General features: G+C 64.2%; 14 protein-coding genes. 10 read left to right on the top strand and 4 right to left on the bottom strand.

Translation table 11 applies throughout. The features are described from left to right. Positions 1-42: 42 nt before the first annotated feature. The 3 genes from NCS58_RS01420 to NCS58_RS01410 all read right to left on the bottom strand — a co-directional run bounded on the left by NCS58_RS01420 (position 43) and on the right by NCS58_RS01410 (position 2,474). The gene (locus NCS58_RS01420; RefSeq protein WP_061116762.1) at positions 43-1,155 is read right to left on the bottom strand and encodes a porin; all 1,113 of its coding nucleotides are present in this window, start codon (positions 1,153-1,155) and stop codon (positions 43-45) included. Between the two features lie 505 nt (positions 1,156-1,660). After that, the gene (locus NCS58_RS01415; RefSeq protein ID WP_061116761.1) at positions 1,661-2,029 is read right to left on the bottom strand and encodes a hypothetical protein; all 369 of its coding nucleotides are present in this window, start codon (positions 2,027-2,029) and stop codon (positions 1,661-1,663) included. A gap of 220 nt (positions 2,030-2,249) precedes the next feature. Next, positions 2,250-2,474, bottom strand: a complete 225-nt coding sequence (locus tag NCS58_RS01410) for a hypothetical protein (protein WP_250537700.1) — start codon at positions 2,472-2,474, stop codon at positions 2,250-2,252. A gap of 69 nt (positions 2,475-2,543) precedes the next feature. On the opposite strand from NCS58_RS01410, the gene NCS58_RS01405 reads away from it, so the two are divergent. From NCS58_RS01405 to NCS58_RS01365, 9 genes are all read left to right on the top strand, one after another. Beyond that, positions 2,544-3,563 (top strand): bile acid:sodium symporter family protein, encoded by a 1,020-nt coding sequence (locus NCS58_RS01405; RefSeq protein WP_250537699.1) that lies wholly within the window; start codon positions 2,544-2,546, stop codon positions 3,561-3,563. A 323-nt stretch (positions 3,564-3,886) separates the two neighbouring features. Then, positions 3,887-4,921 carry an acyl-CoA dehydrogenase gene (locus NCS58_RS01400; RefSeq protein ID WP_250537697.1) on the top strand — a complete coding sequence of 345 codons (1,035 nt, stop codon included), beginning with the start codon at positions 3,887-3,889 and terminating at the stop codon, positions 4,919-4,921. Then, on the top strand, positions 4,909-5,700 hold the full coding sequence (locus NCS58_RS01395) for a PIG-L deacetylase family protein (protein WP_250537695.1): 792 nt from the start codon (positions 4,909-4,911) through the stop codon (positions 5,698-5,700). Before NCS58_RS01400 ends, NCS58_RS01395 begins: the two co-directional genes overlap by 13 nt. Further along, positions 5,697-6,308, top strand: coding sequence for an SAM-dependent methyltransferase (locus NCS58_RS01390; protein ID WP_250476153.1), 612 nt, complete (start codon positions 5,697-5,699; stop codon positions 6,306-6,308). Before NCS58_RS01395 ends, NCS58_RS01390 begins: the two co-directional genes overlap by 4 nt. 204 nt (positions 6,309-6,512) lie before the next feature. Next, entirely contained in the window at positions 6,513-7,532 is a 1,020-nt protein-coding gene (locus tag NCS58_RS01385; RefSeq protein WP_061116756.1) for a LacI family DNA-binding transcriptional regulator, read from the top strand. Continuing rightward, a complete protein-coding gene (locus NCS58_RS01380) occupies positions 7,529-8,782 on the top strand; it encodes an AGE family epimerase/isomerase (RefSeq protein ID WP_250537693.1) in 1,254 nt (417 codons plus the stop codon). The genes NCS58_RS01385 and NCS58_RS01380 overlap by 4 nt, the downstream gene beginning before the upstream one ends. 5 nt (positions 8,783-8,787) lie before the next feature. After that, positions 8,788-9,699, top strand: a complete 912-nt coding sequence (locus tag NCS58_RS01375; RefSeq protein ID WP_061116754.1) for a carbohydrate kinase — start codon at positions 8,788-8,790, stop codon at positions 9,697-9,699. 74 nt (positions 9,700-9,773) lie between these two features. Further along, the gene (locus NCS58_RS01370; protein WP_061116753.1) at positions 9,774-9,995 is read left to right on the top strand and encodes a hypothetical protein; all 222 of its coding nucleotides are present in this window, start codon (positions 9,774-9,776) and stop codon (positions 9,993-9,995) included. 66 nt (positions 9,996-10,061) lie between these two features. After that, on the top strand, positions 10,062-10,307 hold the full coding sequence (locus tag NCS58_RS01365) for a hypothetical protein (protein ID WP_250537692.1): 246 nt from the start codon (positions 10,062-10,064) through the stop codon (positions 10,305-10,307). Here NCS58_RS01365 and NCS58_RS01360 read toward each other — a convergent pair. Continuing rightward, on the bottom strand, positions 10,304-10,954 hold the full coding sequence (locus NCS58_RS01360) for a glutathione S-transferase family protein (protein WP_061116752.1): 651 nt from the start codon (positions 10,952-10,954) through the stop codon (positions 10,304-10,306). The two genes, NCS58_RS01365 and NCS58_RS01360, sit on opposite strands and share 4 nt — an antisense overlap. Positions 10,955-11,201: 247 nt before the next feature. Between NCS58_RS01360 and NCS58_RS01355 the strand changes: the two genes are divergently transcribed. Then, entirely contained in the window at positions 11,202-14,768 is a 3,567-nt protein-coding gene (locus tag NCS58_RS01355; protein WP_250537690.1) for an indolepyruvate ferredoxin oxidoreductase family protein, read from the top strand. Positions 14,769-14,776: the final 8 nt, after the last annotated feature.

Here is a 14,776-nt window from a genome sequence, read left to right as displayed (position 1 = left end):
CGCGCATGAAGCGCGGTGTTTTCGTTTGGGCGTGTGCGCTGCTTAGAACTTCGCGCGGATGCCGACGCCGAACGTATCGCCCGACGACATGCTCGTGTACTTGTCGTTCAGGTACGCCGCGTAGACGTCGGTGCGCTTCGACAGCGGGTAGTCGTAGCCGACCGCCCAGCTCTTGTGCGTCTGGTCGAGGCCGCCATTGCTGCGCGAGTACGCGTACGACGCCATCACCGTGCCCGGACCGACCGGCACGGTCACGCCGCCCTGTCCGGTGTTGACGTGGAACGTGCCGGGGCCGTCGAAGTCGTTCTTCGTGTACATGTACTGCGCGAAGAATTTCACGTACTTCATGTCGAACGACGCACCCAGTTGCCCGACGCTCTGGCTCTTGTAGCCGGGCGTCGCGAAGCCGTCGATCGTCGTCAGGTCGCCGGGTACGTTGTTGAAGTTCACGTACTGATAGACGCCCGTGGCCGCGAACGGGCCGTGGAAGTACAGGAACTGCGCGCTGTACTTCTTCGAGCGGCCGTCGCCGGCGGTGTTGCCGAAGCTGTACATCACGCTGCCGGACAGACCGTTGAAGTCAGGCGACGTGTACTGCACCGAGTTGTTCCAGCCCGAATCGCCGACCACGCCCTGATCCGTCCGATACGTCGGGAACGTGCCTGCGCCGAGGAACACGTGATAGACCATCGGCGAGAAGACGTACGAATCGACGAACGGGTTGAAGAGAATCGTCGAGACGAAGAGTTGCGTCGTCAGGCGGCCTGCGGTGAACGTGCCGATCGGACCTTGTATGCCGACGTACGAGTTGCGCGCGAAGAAGGTGTCGCCTTGGAAGCGCCCGTACTGGCCATTCTGTGCGCGGAAGAAGCTTTCCAGCGTGAAGATGGCCTTGTAGCCGCCGCCCAGATCCTCGGCGCCCTTCAAGCCCCAGTACGACGTCGACATGCCGCCGCCGCTGACGTTCCACGCGCGATCGCCGCCCGGGAATTTTGTAGCGCCGACCCATTCGTCGACCTGCCCGTACAGCGAAACGCTCGATTGCGCGTGTGCCGCGCCCGCGGCAAAGAGGCCGAGCATCGCTGCGGCGACCGCGGTGGCCTTGACCGTTGCTTTCACCGTAGTCTTCGGCGCACGGTTGACGGTTGACTTCATGAACTCTCCTGTCTTTTGTCGAAAATTAAAAGCTTGGCGGGCGAGGAGCGTTGCCTCGCCTTGTTTGACCGGTTGACGGTTCATGTGGGCGAGAGTGGCATCGCGTGTGGAGCGGCACCATCTTTACGGACCATTTTTCCGGTCAAAAATGTTTTTGGTTATTGCGGGTATAGCGGTTCGGATAATGCCGATCGACTGCGCATCCCGCGAAGCGAATCGAGTCGAACGCGCGCGCAGGATTCCATGTGGCTCAATGCTTTGCGAAGCGAGCAGCGGCGCGCCTGTCGAAGCGCCGAAAGCCATTCGAAATATTGGAAATACGACATTTCTCCGCGCAGGGCGCATTGTCCGTGCGCGGAAAAAAGAGCGGAACGTCTTAAAGAAAATCGCTGCGTAACTGTGGCGAGATTACGTCATCGCGGCAGCGGAACTAGACGTGCCAATAGTTTTTCGTTCTGCACGGTAAACGCACGGAACGACAGCTATTGCCGACGGGAAGGGAGAATCAGTTGCGGTAATTCGCGTTGGCCGGCGCGCGGCCATCGTCCGCCGGACGCCCGGGTGGGCGCGGCAGGCTGCGCTCTTCGTTGTAGCGCGTGATGTCGGCGCGAATGGAACCCGCGCCGCGGATGGGCACCGCCTGATCGGCGCGCGGACCGGGGCGCACTTCGGCGCTCACGGGCGTCAAACCGTCTTTGGCGGCGACCGGCGTGAAGTGCAGCGATTGCCTGCTCGGGGCGGAATCGCTGAACACCGCCGAGGACAGCCACTCGACGCGCGGCCCCGCGAGCGCGAGCGAACCCGCCACCGCCAGCGCGCCGAGCGCAGCGGATGCGAAAAGCCGGGTAGTCTTGCGAAAGCCAGTGAGCGTCATGTCGAAACTGCCTTGCGTCCGACCGATATTCCCGTCCGTGGGTCGAAAACGCGAGCTTTCGATCAGGCGGACAACCGGCTGTAGTCGGAGGTTTCAGGCGCCTGCATCGAGACGATGCAAAAACCCGCCAACCGGTGTATCCAACAATTTATTTGGACCGGTCGCGGCAGTCGAGCCAAAAAGTGTTAGGCCTGCTCGATGGTTGTAACACCATGTTACGTCAGAGTTTTTTCGCGTTGGCCGACCGTTTCGGATGCCCAAAGATGTGACGAAAATCATGCTGACCAGACGATTGAAAAGCCGTGAAATTGACCCACTCGCGGCCCGAATGTTGCTGTAGAGCACTTTCGGCCCGCGCACAATTTTTACCGTTTTCATGCGCATTGGTAATCAATCGATCCAGTAAATGAATTTGCCAATTTAATCGCGCGCGAGCGAAAATCATGGTTTTTCCTGACTTGACGATGGCTACGCGCGGCAGCGCGCCCGGCGTTCCCAGGTACGAGAATCTCTGATGGCACGGCCCAAACTTCTTCCGGACAATTTCACGCTGGCGCTCGTCGGCACTGTCATCATCGCCAGCTTCCTGCCTTGTCGGGGCAGCGCTGCGGTCGCGTTCAACTGGATCACCGATGTCGCCATCGGCTTGTTGTTCTTCCTGCACGGCGCAAAGCTTTCTCGCGAGGCGATCATTGCGGGCGCGACGCACTGGCGGCTGCATCTCGTCGTGCTGCTCAGCACCTTCGCGCTCTTTCCGCTGCTCGGCCTCGTGCTCAAGCCGGTGCTCACACCGCTCGTCACGCCCGCGCTCTACACGGGCATCCTCTTTCTTTGTACGCTGCCGTCCACGGTGCAATCGTCGATTGCCTTCACTTCGATGGCGAAGGGCAACGTGCCGGCGGCTGTGTGCAGTGCATCCGCGTCGAGCCTGCTCGGCATTTTCATCACGCCGGCGCTCGTCGGACTCGTCGTGAGCAATCACGGCGCGACGACCGGGTCACCGTGGCATACCGTCGGCAACATCACGCTGCAGCTGCTCGTGCCGTTCGTCGCCGGGCAATTGCTGCGGCCGGCCATCGGCAAATGGATCGACAGGCACCGCGCGATGCTCAAGTTCGTGGACCAAGGCTCGATCCTGCTCGTCGTCTACGTGGCGTTCAGCGAGGCCGTGAACGAAGGCATCTGGCATTCGATCTCGCTGTCGACGCTCGCGGGCCTGCTCGCCGTCAACATCCTGCTGCTGGCGGCCGCGCTCCTCATCACGGCGTTCACGGCGAAGCGCCTCGGCTTTTCCCGCGCCGATCAGATCACGATCATCTTCTGCGGCTCGAAGAAAAGCCTCGCCTCCGGCATTCCGATGGCGAAGGTGATTTTCGCGTCGCACGCGGTTGGCGCGGTGGTGCTGCCGCTCATGCTCTTCCATCAGATCCAGCTCATGGTGTGCGCGGTGCTCGCGCAGCGCTGGGGAGCGCGCAAGACGGCGCCCGAGCCGGTGCGCGAGAACAAGGCCGTCGCCGCGCCAGCGCGTCGCTGATTCACGCCCGACCACAGGCGGCGTCGTTCCCCTCACCATCGTTCCTCCTTCTTTCACATAGGCCGCCTCGTGCGGCCTTTGCGTCATTTGAGCCCGCCCGCGCGCCGAAGTCGATTCGGCCGGATGGCATAGGCCGAAAAGACTGACCTTCCGCATCGAGTTGCGAATCTGCGTTGCCCGGTGTCCGACGATTCGGCCTATGCCTTTCGGCTGAATGGCGCCCGGGCATGTGCCTTGCCACACTCTTGCTTAACACCGTGCAGAAACGGATACGAGACAAGCATGTGCACACCACGCATCATGCATCCACCGCGGAAGGAACGATGAACCACGTCGAACATCACACGGCGTCCGCCTTGCGCGCCTTTCTCGACGAAATGCCATTTCAGCGCGGCAGCGCGGAAGACGCAGGCCGTGCACTGCGTGCGTTGATCGGGGCCGGTCTGGATCGCCTGCCTTTGCCGGGCCACGGCAATACGCTCGAACGCTGGCGCGCGCTCGGCGCGGTCGCCGCGTTCGACCTGTCGCTGGTCAAGCTGTACGAAGGCCATACCGACGCGCTCGCGATCCTCGCTGAACTGGGGGCGGCGCAACCGGACGCGGGCAGCGCGTGGGCGGTATGGGCGGCCGAGCCGCCGAGCGCGCGGCTATCGGCGCTGGGCGACCCGGATGCGCAGACGGTGCTCCTGCAGGGCACGAAGTCCTGGTGTTCCGGGGCGGCGGCGGTCACCCATGCGCTCGTGACGGCCTGGAATGAAAGAGACGAACCCGTGCTCGCCACGGTCGACCTGCGACACGACGGCGTGCGGATCACCGGAGCCGGCTGGCAAGCGGTAGGCATGCAGGCGAGCGCGAGTGTTGACGTGTGCTTCGAGCGGGTGCCCGCGCTTCGCGTCGGCTCCCCGCGTGCGTATGTCGAGCGTCCCGGCTTCTGGCACGGCGGCGCAGGAATCGCCGCGTGCTGGTTCGGCGCGGCGGCCGGCATCGCCTCATTCGTGGCGCGCGACGCGCAGCATCGCGCGGGGCCACACAAGCTCGCGCATCTCGGCGTCATCGATACGACGCTGTGCGCCACCGCCGCGCTGCTGCGCGAGACGGCCGCCCTCATCGACCGCGCCCCGCACGCCGACGCGATGGCGCCTGCGATGCGCGCACGCATCGCCGCTGAATCCGCGGCGGCGCGCGTCGCGGCACGCGCCGGCCGTGCGTTGGGCGCCGCCCCGCTGTGCCGCGACGCGCACTTCGCGCAACTCATGGCCGATCTACCGGTATTCATTCGACAAAGCCACGCCGAGCGGGACGAAGCATCGCTCGCCGAGCGTGTCATAGAAGAGGAATGGACTTCATGGCAACTGTGACCCCGCGAGCGCCGACAGACGAAAATCCCGCCGACCGAGCGATATCCGGCGAAGGCACGCCTGAGGCAACATGGCAGGGATGGACGCGTCTGAATGCGCTGCCCGAAGTCCAGCCCGCCGAACTGGTGCCGTTCGGCGGCCGGGCTGTCGTAGTTGCGCCACACCCCGACGACGAAGTGCTCGGCACCGGCGGACTGCTCGCTCGTCTCTCGGAAATAAGCCGGCAGATACTCATTGTCGCCGTCACGGACGGCACCGCAAGTCACCCGGATTCCGCCGAATGGCCGCCGGAACGCCTTGCGCGTGTACGTCCGCAGGAAACGAGAGCCGCGCTCCAGCGGCTGCATCTGCGTCAGGTTCAGGTGGTCAGGCTCGGGCTTCAGGACGGCGCGCCTGCCCGCATAGAAGCCAGTTTGTCAGGAGCCCTATCCGAACTTCTTCAACCCGGCGATATCGTTTTCACCACTTGGCGCTATGATGGTCACCCCGACCACGAGGCAGCCGGGCGCGCCGTTCATTCCGCGGCACAAGCGCTCGACCTGCCCTGCGTGGAAGTGCCGCTCTGGACCTGGCACTGGGCGTCGCCGGACGATACGCGCGTGCCATGGAGCCGTGCTCGCCGCATCGTTCTGGACGGCGCCACGCATGCCCGGAAGCTTCGGGCCGTGCAGGCTTTTCGGAGCCAGCTCGATCCCGATGCCACAACCGGTCAGGCGCCAGTGCTGCCCGAGCATGTGCTGGCCCGGCTCACCCGGCCTTTCGAAGTCGTACTCATATGAACAACATCAACGACAATACTAAGCAGTACTTCGATAACCTGTATCGACAGAATGACGATCCCTGGAAGATCAGGCATCGCTGGTATGAGCGGCGTAAACGGGCACTCATGCTCGCCTCGCTTCCCCATGAGCGGTACGCCCGCGCATTCGAGCCCGGCTGCGGCAACGGCGAGCTGACCGCACTGCTCGCGCCGCGCTGCGACGAGCTGATCGCAACGGACATCGCCGAGGATGCCGTCGCGCTCACGCGGGAACGCGTCGCGCAGTGTCACAACGTAACAGTCCAGCAGATGCTTTTGCCCGATGCCTGGCCGAGCGGCCCGCTCGATCTCGTCGTGATCAGCGAGATCGGTTATTACCTTGACGAGCCGCAGCTATGGCATATCGTCGAGCACATACACCAGACGCTGTCGCGAGATGGCGCCGTGGTCGCATGTCACTGGCGCCGGCCGATCGAAGGCTGGGCGCAGAACGGCGATGAAGTGCACGCGAAGTTGCGCGGCCGTATGAGTCTTCCGCTGCTGAGCCACTATTGGGACGACGATCTGGTTCTCGACGTCTGGACGCCTGACAAGCGCTCAGTTCACGACCGGGAAGCGTCGGCGTAGTGTTTTCTGGTTTTTACTAAACAAACAAACCGCGAGGAAAGTCATATACAACAAGGGTCTACTGGTTTTCTCCTATCTCGTTTGCGCGATTTTCCCGGCTTTTTTACTATACAATCGCCGTGAAACACGCGCATCGGCCAGAAGCGGTAACCATAGCGCCGACCGAACACCAGCCGCAAACAGGCGGAGACAGAGAACACCACGATGGCCACCACCATTCGCGATGTCGCGCGTGCGGCAAGCGTCTCGATCGGGACAGTGTCGCGCGCGCTCAAGAATCAACCGGGTTTATCCGAAGCGACGCGCGTGCGCGTCGTCGAAGTAGCGCAGCAACTCGGCTATGACTCGGCACAGTTGCGCACGCGCATTCGTCGCGTGACGTTCCTGCTGCATCGGCAGCACAACAATTTCGCCGTCAGCCCTTTTTTCTCGCACGTCCTGAACGGCTTCGAGGAAGCGTGTCGCGAGCGGCGGCTCGTGCCGTCCGTGCTGACCGCCGGTCCGACGCATGACCTGGCGCAGCAGATGCGCCTGCATGCGCCCGACGCCATCGCGGTGGCGGGCTTCGTCGAGCCGGAACTGCTCGCGCATCTGCATTCGCTCGCGCGGCCTACCGTGCTCATCGACCTGCGCGCGCCGGGCTTTCGTTCCGTCAACATCGACAACGTGAAAGGCGCATCGCTCGCGATGCAGCATCTGTTCGCGCAAGGTCGGCGGCGCATCGTGTTCATCGGCGGATCGCTTGCGCATTACAGCATCGCGCAGCGCGCGCTCGGCTATCGCAAGGCATATTTCGACGCCGGCCAGCTTTTCGATCCGACGCTCGAAATCGTGACACAGCCGGGCCTGCCCGCCGACCTCGCCGCCGCCGACGCGATGGAGCGCCTGATCGCCGACGCCCGCGCGCAATCCAGTCCCCTCCCCGACGCGGTTTTCGCCTATAACGATGCAGCGGCCCTCGCCGCGATGCGCGTCTGCCTCGCGCACGGGTTGCGCGTGCCGGATGACGTCGCGTTTGTCGGTTTCGACGACATTCCGGCCGCCGCGCAAAGCACGCCGCCGCTCTCGACCGTGACCGTCGACAAGGAAGCGCTCGGGCGCCGCGGCGTCGAGTTGCTGCTGGAAGATCAATCGAGCCCGCCGAGCCAGGCCGACACGCTCGTCGCCGTCAATTTCGTTCCTCGCGCGAGTTCGGGCATGAAACAGGACATCAGCACGCCATGAACATGACTGCCTCACCTGCCATCGCGGAAAGCGCGCCAGCCGAACGCGCGATCGACTTCCGCAGCCGCGACTTCCTGCTCTCCCACGTGCGCGACACGCTCGCGTTCTATGCGCCGAACGCACGCGACCCGTCCGGCGGCTTCTTTCATTTCTTCAAGGACGACGGCAGCGTCTACGATCGCACGACGCGCCATCTCGTCAGCAGCACGCGCTTCGTCTTCAACTACGCGATGGCGTACCGCCATTTCGGCGACGCGCGTTTTCAAGACGACGCGCGTCACGCTTTCACATTCCTGCGCGACGCCCACTGGGACGCCGTCAACGAAGGCTACGACTGGGAAATCGAGTGGCGCGACGGGCACAAACGCACGCTCGACGGCACGCGTCATTGCTACGGCATGGCGTTCGTGCTGCTCGCCTGCGCGCACGCCGCGATGGCGGGCATCGACGAAGCAAAGCCGATGATCGACGAAACCTTCGCGCTCATGGAGCAGCGTTTCTGGGACGCCGACGCCGGCCTCTACGCCGACGAAGCCACGCCTGACTGGCAGCTTTCGGACTATCGCGGGCAGAACGCGAACATGCACGCAACCGAGGCGCTGCTCGCGGCATACGAGGCAACGGGCCACGTCATCTATCTGGATCGCGCGGAAAAGATCGCGGGCAATATCACGCTGCGGCAGGCGCGACTGTCGCATGGGCTCGTGTGGGAGCACTTTCACCGCGACTGGTCCGTGGATTGGCACTACAACGAATCGGACAGCTCGAACATCTTCCGTCCGTGGGGCTTCCAGCCGGGTCATCAGACCGAGTGGGCCAAGCTGTTGCTGATTCTCGAGCGGCATCGCGCGCTGCCGTGGCTCGCACCGCGCGCCATCGAGCTGTTCGATGGCGGATTCAACCGCGCGTGGGACAGCCGTCACGGCGGCCTCTACTACGGCTTCGGCCCGGACGACACCATCTGCGACCACGACAAGTACTTCTGGGTGCAGGCGGAAAGCTTCGCGGCGGCGGCGCTGCTCGGCGCGCGCACGGGCCGCGAGCGTTTCTGGGACTGCTACGACGAACTGTGGCGCTACAGTTGGGCGCATTTCGTCGATCACGAATACGGCGCGTGGTATCGCATTCTCACGTGCGACAACCGCAAGTACGGCGACGAGAAAAGTCCCGCCGGCAAGACCGACTATCACACCATGGGCGCGTGTTACGAAGTGCTGAACGCGCTCGGCCCGACCTCGACTCAACGGTGACAAGCATGGCTAGCGAGCAAACCACCTTCCCCCAATTCGTCTCGGCGGGCGACATCCTCACCGACATGATCCGCACCGACGTGTCGAGCTGGCTTTCGCGTCCCGGCGGCGCGGGCTGGAACGTCGCGCGTGCGGTCGCGCGGCTCGGGCTGCCGACGGCCTGCGCGGGCTCGCTCGGCACCGACAATTTCTCCGACGACCTGTGGGAAGCGAGCGTCTCATCGGGGCTCGACATGCGCTTCATGCAGCGCGTCGAGCGTCCGCCGCTGCTCGCGATCGTCCACAAGACGCAGCCGCCGACCTACTACTTCATGGGCGAGAACGGCGCGGATCTGGCGTTCGACCCGTCGCGGCTGCCGCAAGGATGGATGGAGCGCGTGAAGTGGGCGCATTTCGGCTGCATCAGCCTCGTGCGCCAGCCGCTCGGCGCGACGCTCGCCGCGCTCGCGCGGCAATTGCGCGACCACGGCGTGAAGATCAGCTTCGACCCGAACTATCGCAATCTGATGGAGCACGGCTACGAGCCGATCCTGCGCAACATGGCAAGCCTCGCCGATCTCATCAAGGTGTCGGACGAGGATTTGCACATGCTCTTCAAAGGCATGCCCGAAGCGGACGCGCTCGCGAAAATCCGCTCGATGAATCCGCAAGCCACCGTGCTCGTCACGCGCGGCTCGGGCCAAGCGACGCTCTATGCCGGCGATCAGCAATACAGCGCGCGTCCGCCGAGCGTCGAAGTGGCGGACACGGTCGGCGCGGGCGATGCGTCCATCGGCGGATTGCTCTACAGCCTCATGGCGCGCCACGGCGACTGGCCCGATCATCTGAAGTTCGCGCTCGCAGCGGGCGCGGCGGCGTGCCGTCATTCGGGCGCGCACTCGCCTTCGCTGGAAGAGGTCGAAGACCTGTTGAAATGATCTGAAAGCGCGTCGCACGCGTTACATATCAGCGTGCTAGCATGGGTTCGTCCTTGCCTGGAGGCGAATCCATCATGGAAGACACCACCTACACGAAAGGCATCTATACCGCGACGATCGGCGTGCGCGCCATCGACGGCGGCAAGTTCCAGGGCCTCGTCTCGCTCGCCCGCGACGACGGCGAGGATAACGATGCGACGCTCTACGAAGTGGAAGCCGTATCGGGTAACGAAGAAGAAGCGCTCGACGAAGCGCGCGCGCTCGCGCACCGCATCCTTGGGGAAATCGAGCTGTAGCCAGGCGGCCAGGGCGGCGCGGGGCGCTCGGCTTCGCGGCGCCTCCCGGGCTGCATCGGAGGACATATGCCGGAGCAGATCTTCCTATACGGCGTCTACGCCATTCACGTCAGGGCGGTCGAGTTGCAGGGCTCGCGCTGGGACGCGGAATACGAGATCCGTCATCACGACAAGGCCGTTCAGCCGTGGACGACCGTCGGCGGCGATGACGGTCTAGCCGACAAGGCCGAAGCCATCGAGCTTGCGCATCAGCGCGCGGTGTCGGATATCGAAGCCGGCGCGGGCATTCCGAAGCCACGCGCATTTCCCTAATTCTCGTCCGGCGGCTGCGCGAGACCCACGTGCGCATTCAGCGCGAGCCGCCCGGCCTCGCGCCGGTCGATCGCTGATGCGCGTTCGTAGCCTTCGCGCGCGAGCGAACGCTCGACGTAATCGAAAAGCACACCTTGCGGCTCGATCAGCTTCGCGATGAATCCGATCTGCAGCGTGCTCGCCGCAAGGATATCGGCGGCGGTGAACTGGTCGCCCAGGAGCCACGGCCCTTCTTCCAGCGCGTTCTCGATCGCGTGCTCGACGCGCCCAAGATCGCCCCAGCCGAAACTCACACTGTTGCTCTGCGCGCCGGTTACGCGCTCGGCCATCGCGGGTTCGAGACACGAGCCGGTGAAGAACATCCATTGCAGAAAACGGCCGCGCGAAGGATCGTGCAACGGCACGCCGAGCGCGGTTTCGGGATACCGATCCGCAAGATAAAGCAGCACCGCGCCCGATTCGGCCACGCGCACGCTGCCGTCTTCCAGCGCGGGCAGCTTCGACATCGGATTGACGCGGCAGAAGTTCGGGTCGTGCTGCGCACCCGCGCGGATGTTCACGAACTCGAGCTGATACGGCACGCGCATTTCTTCGAGCATCCACAGCGCGCGGAAGGCGCGCGTTTTCGGCCAGTAGAAGAGCTTCATCGGCGTCTTTTTCGTCGTCTGTCGATGCGTTCAGGGTAGTCCCAAATCCAGGCGAATCGCGCGCCCGACGGCATCGGGTTTACGCCTACGCGCGCCGGATCGGGAAAATTCCTCCCGCTCATCTCAAAAATAAGGTCGATGTCTCTCCATGCGCGCGGAATCGGGGCGAGTGCGCAAAAACATTTCGCATTTGTCGGCAAAGAATGTCGCATTGCCCCGCATCTCAAAAAAAGCCTCCGGAGATTTCATGAACGCGCGTGTCCCAGCCGATGCATTTGTTCCTCCCGCACTGTCGGACTATCAACTCAGCGACAACCTGAGCGCCACCAAGGGCCGAATTTTCCTCACCGGCACGCAGGCGCTCGTGCGCCTCGTCCTGATGCAGCGCGAACTCGATCGCGCCGCGAATCTGAACACCGCCGGTTTCGTCAGCGGCTATCGCGGCTCGCCGCTCGGCATGGTCGATCAGCAGTTGTGGAAGGCGAAGAAACTGCTCGCGTCGCACGACGTGCGCTTTCTTCCGGCGATCAATGAGGAACTCGGCGGCACCGCCGTGCTCGGCACGCAGCGCGTGGAATCGGACGCGGAACGCACGGTGGATGGCGTGTTCGCGATGTGGTACGGCAAAGGCCCGGGCGTCGATCGCGCGGGCGACGCGCTCAAGCACGGCAACGCGTACGGCTCGTCGCCGCACGGTGGCGTGCTGGTCGTGGCGGGCGATGACCACGGCTGCGTGTCGTCGTCGATGCCGCATCAGAGCGACCAGACGATGATCTCGTGGCACATGCCGGTGGTGAATCCGTCGAACGTCGCGGACATGCTGGAATTCGGCCTCTACGGCTGGGCGTTGTCGCGGTTCTCGGGCGCGTGGATCGGCTTCAAGGCAATTTCGGAGACGGTCGAATCCGGCTCGACCGTCGATCTCGACGCGATCCGCACCGACTGGAAAACGCCCGACGATTTCACGCCGCCGCCGGGCGGCCTGCACAACCGCTGGCCCGATCTGCCGAGCCTGACGATCGAAGCGCGCTTGTCCGCCAAGATCGACGCCGTGCGCCACTTCGCGCGAGCGAACAGCATCGACAAGTGGATCGCGCCGAGCCCGCGCGCAAACGTCGGCATCGTGACATGCGGCAAGGCGCATCTCGATCTGATGGAAGCGCTGCGCCGCCTCGACCTGACCATCGACGATCTCGACGCCGCCGGCGTGCGCATCTACAAGGTCGGGCTGTCGTACCCGCTCGAAACGACGCGGCTGGAGACGTTCGTCGAAGGTTTGAGCGAAGTGCTCGTGATCGAGGAGAAAGGGCCGGTCATCGAGCAGCAGATCAAGGATCATCTGTACAACCGTGCCGAAGGCGCCCGGCCGATCGTGATCGGCAAGAACGCGCGCGACGGCGCGCAACTTCTTTCCGCGCTCGGCGAATTGCGCCCGTCGCGCGTCCTGCCGGTGTTTGCCGAATGGCTCGCGCGTCACAAGCCCGCGCTCGATCGCCGCGACAAGGTCGTCGATCTCGTCGCGCCGCAGATCCTTTCGAACGTCGCCGATTCCGTCAAGCGCACGCCGTACTTCTGCTCGGGCTGCCCGCACAACACGTCGACGAAAGTGCCGGAAGGATCGGTCGCGCAGGCGGGCATCGGCTGTCACTTCATGGCCTCGTGGATGGAGCGCGACACCACCGGTCTGATCCAGATGGGCGGCGAAGGCGTCGACTGGGCGTCGCATTCGATGTTCACGAAAACGCCGCACGTCTTCCAGAACCTCGGCGACGGCACCTATTTCCATTCGGGCATCCTCGCGATTCGCCAGGCCGTGGCCGCGAAGACGAACATCACGTACAAGATTCTTTATAACGACGCCGTCGCGATGACGGGCGGCCAGCCGGTCGACGGCAGCATTTCGGTGCCGCAGATCGCGCGGCAAGTGGAAGCGGAAGGCATCGCGCTGCTGGTCGTCGTGAGCGACGAGCCGGAGAAATACCAAGGTCACGAAGATCAGTTTCCGCGCGGCACGACGTTCCATCACCGTGGCGAACTGGACGACGTGCAGCGCCGCCTGCGCGACACGCCGGGCGTCACCGTGCTCATCTACGATCAAACCTGCGCCGCCGAAAAGCGCCGCCGCCGCAAGAAGGGCGAGTTTCCCGATCCGGACAAGCGCCTCTTCATCAACGAAGCCGTGTGCGAAGGCTGCGGCGATTGCGGCGTGCAGTCGAATTGCCTGTCCGTCGAGCCGGTCGAAACGGAGCTGGGACGCAAGCGCCGCATCGATCAGTCGTCGTGCAACAAGGACTATTCGTGCGTGAACGGCTTCTGCCCGAGCTTCGTCACCGTCGAGGGCGCGAAGTTGAAGAAGGCCGAAGGCCACGCGTTCGACCCGGCCGAACTCGCGCGCCGCGTCGATGCGCTGCCGCAACCGCCCGCCCATCTCGACCGCGCGCCCTACGACATTCTCGTGACGGGCGTCGGCGGCACGGGCGTGGTGACGGTGGGCGCGCTCATCAGCATGGCGGCGCATCTGGAAGGCAAGAGCGCGTCGGTGCTCGATTTCATGGGCTTCGCGCAAAAAGGCGGCTCGGTGCTCTCGTTCGTGCGCTTCGCCGCGACGGACGCGCTGCTGAACCAGGTTCGCATCGACACGCAGCAGGCGGACTTGCTGCTCGCCTGCGACATGGTCGTCGGCGCGAGCCCGGAAGCATTGCAGACGGTGCGGCACGATCGCACGAAAATCGTCGTGAACACGCACGCGATTCCCAACGCGACCTTCGTGCAGAACCCCGAAGCGAATCTTCACGCGGATGCGCTGCTCGACAAGATGCGTCACGCCGCGGGTCCCGGCGCGCACGACGCGATGCGCAGCTGCGATGCGCAGGCGCTCGCGCAACGTTTTCTCGGCGATACGATCGGCGCGAACATTCTGATGCTCGGCTTCGCGTGGCAGCTCGGGCTCGTGCCGCTGTCGCTCGTGGCGCTGATGCGCGCGATCGAGCTGAACAATGTCGCGGTCGCGGCGAACAAGCTGGCGTTCTCGATCGGCCGTCTCGCGGCGGCGGACATGGCCGCGCTCGAAGCGCTGACCGCGCAAGTGCTGGCCAGGCGCGTCGTGATGGATCAAATGTCGTTGCCCGAGCTGATCCGCGATCGCGAGGAACGTCTGCTGGCTTACGGCGGTTCGAAGTATGTCGAGCGTTATCGCAATCTGGTGAACAAGGCGGCGGGCAATGAAGCCATCGCGCGCGCCATCGCGATCTCGTTCTACAAGCTGCTCGCGGTGAAGGACGAGTACGAGGTCGCGCGCCTGCATGCGGACCCGGCGTTCCGCGCCGCGCTCGGCGCGCAATTCGAAGGCACGGCGGGTGAGAGCTATACCGTGAAGTTCAATCTCGCGCCGCCGGCGCTAACGCATGGTGCGCCGAAGAAGAAAGTGTTCGGCCAATGGATGTGGCCCGTGTTCGGCGGACTCGCGAAAATGCGCGCGCTGCGCGGCACGGCATTCGATGTCTTCGGCAGGACGCTCGAACGCCGCATGGAACGCCAGCTCGCCGACGACTTCGAAATCACGATGACGCGCGCCCTTGACAAACTCGACGCCGCCAGCGCGGGCGACATCGAAGCGCTCGCCGCCCTTTTCGAGCGCGTGCGCGGCTACGGTCACGTGAAGCTCGCGAACGTCGCGACGGTCAAGCGCGGCGAACGCGGCATCGCGGCGCGCATCGGCATCGAAGCGGCGACGGGCGATGCCGTGCGCGCCGCCATCGACACGATGAAAGGCGTGGCATCGCTCAAAGGCATTCCGGTCGTGGTCGCGAAGTAAGACGAAGG

Origin of the sequence: Caballeronia sp. INML3B (assembly GCF_023631305.1) — a bacterium.
GTDB lineage: Bacteria > Pseudomonadota > Gammaproteobacteria > Burkholderiales > Burkholderiaceae > Caballeronia > Caballeronia turbans.
The sequence above is the reverse complement of the archived record's forward strand: the minus strand, read 5'-3'. Positions and strand labels throughout refer to the sequence as shown.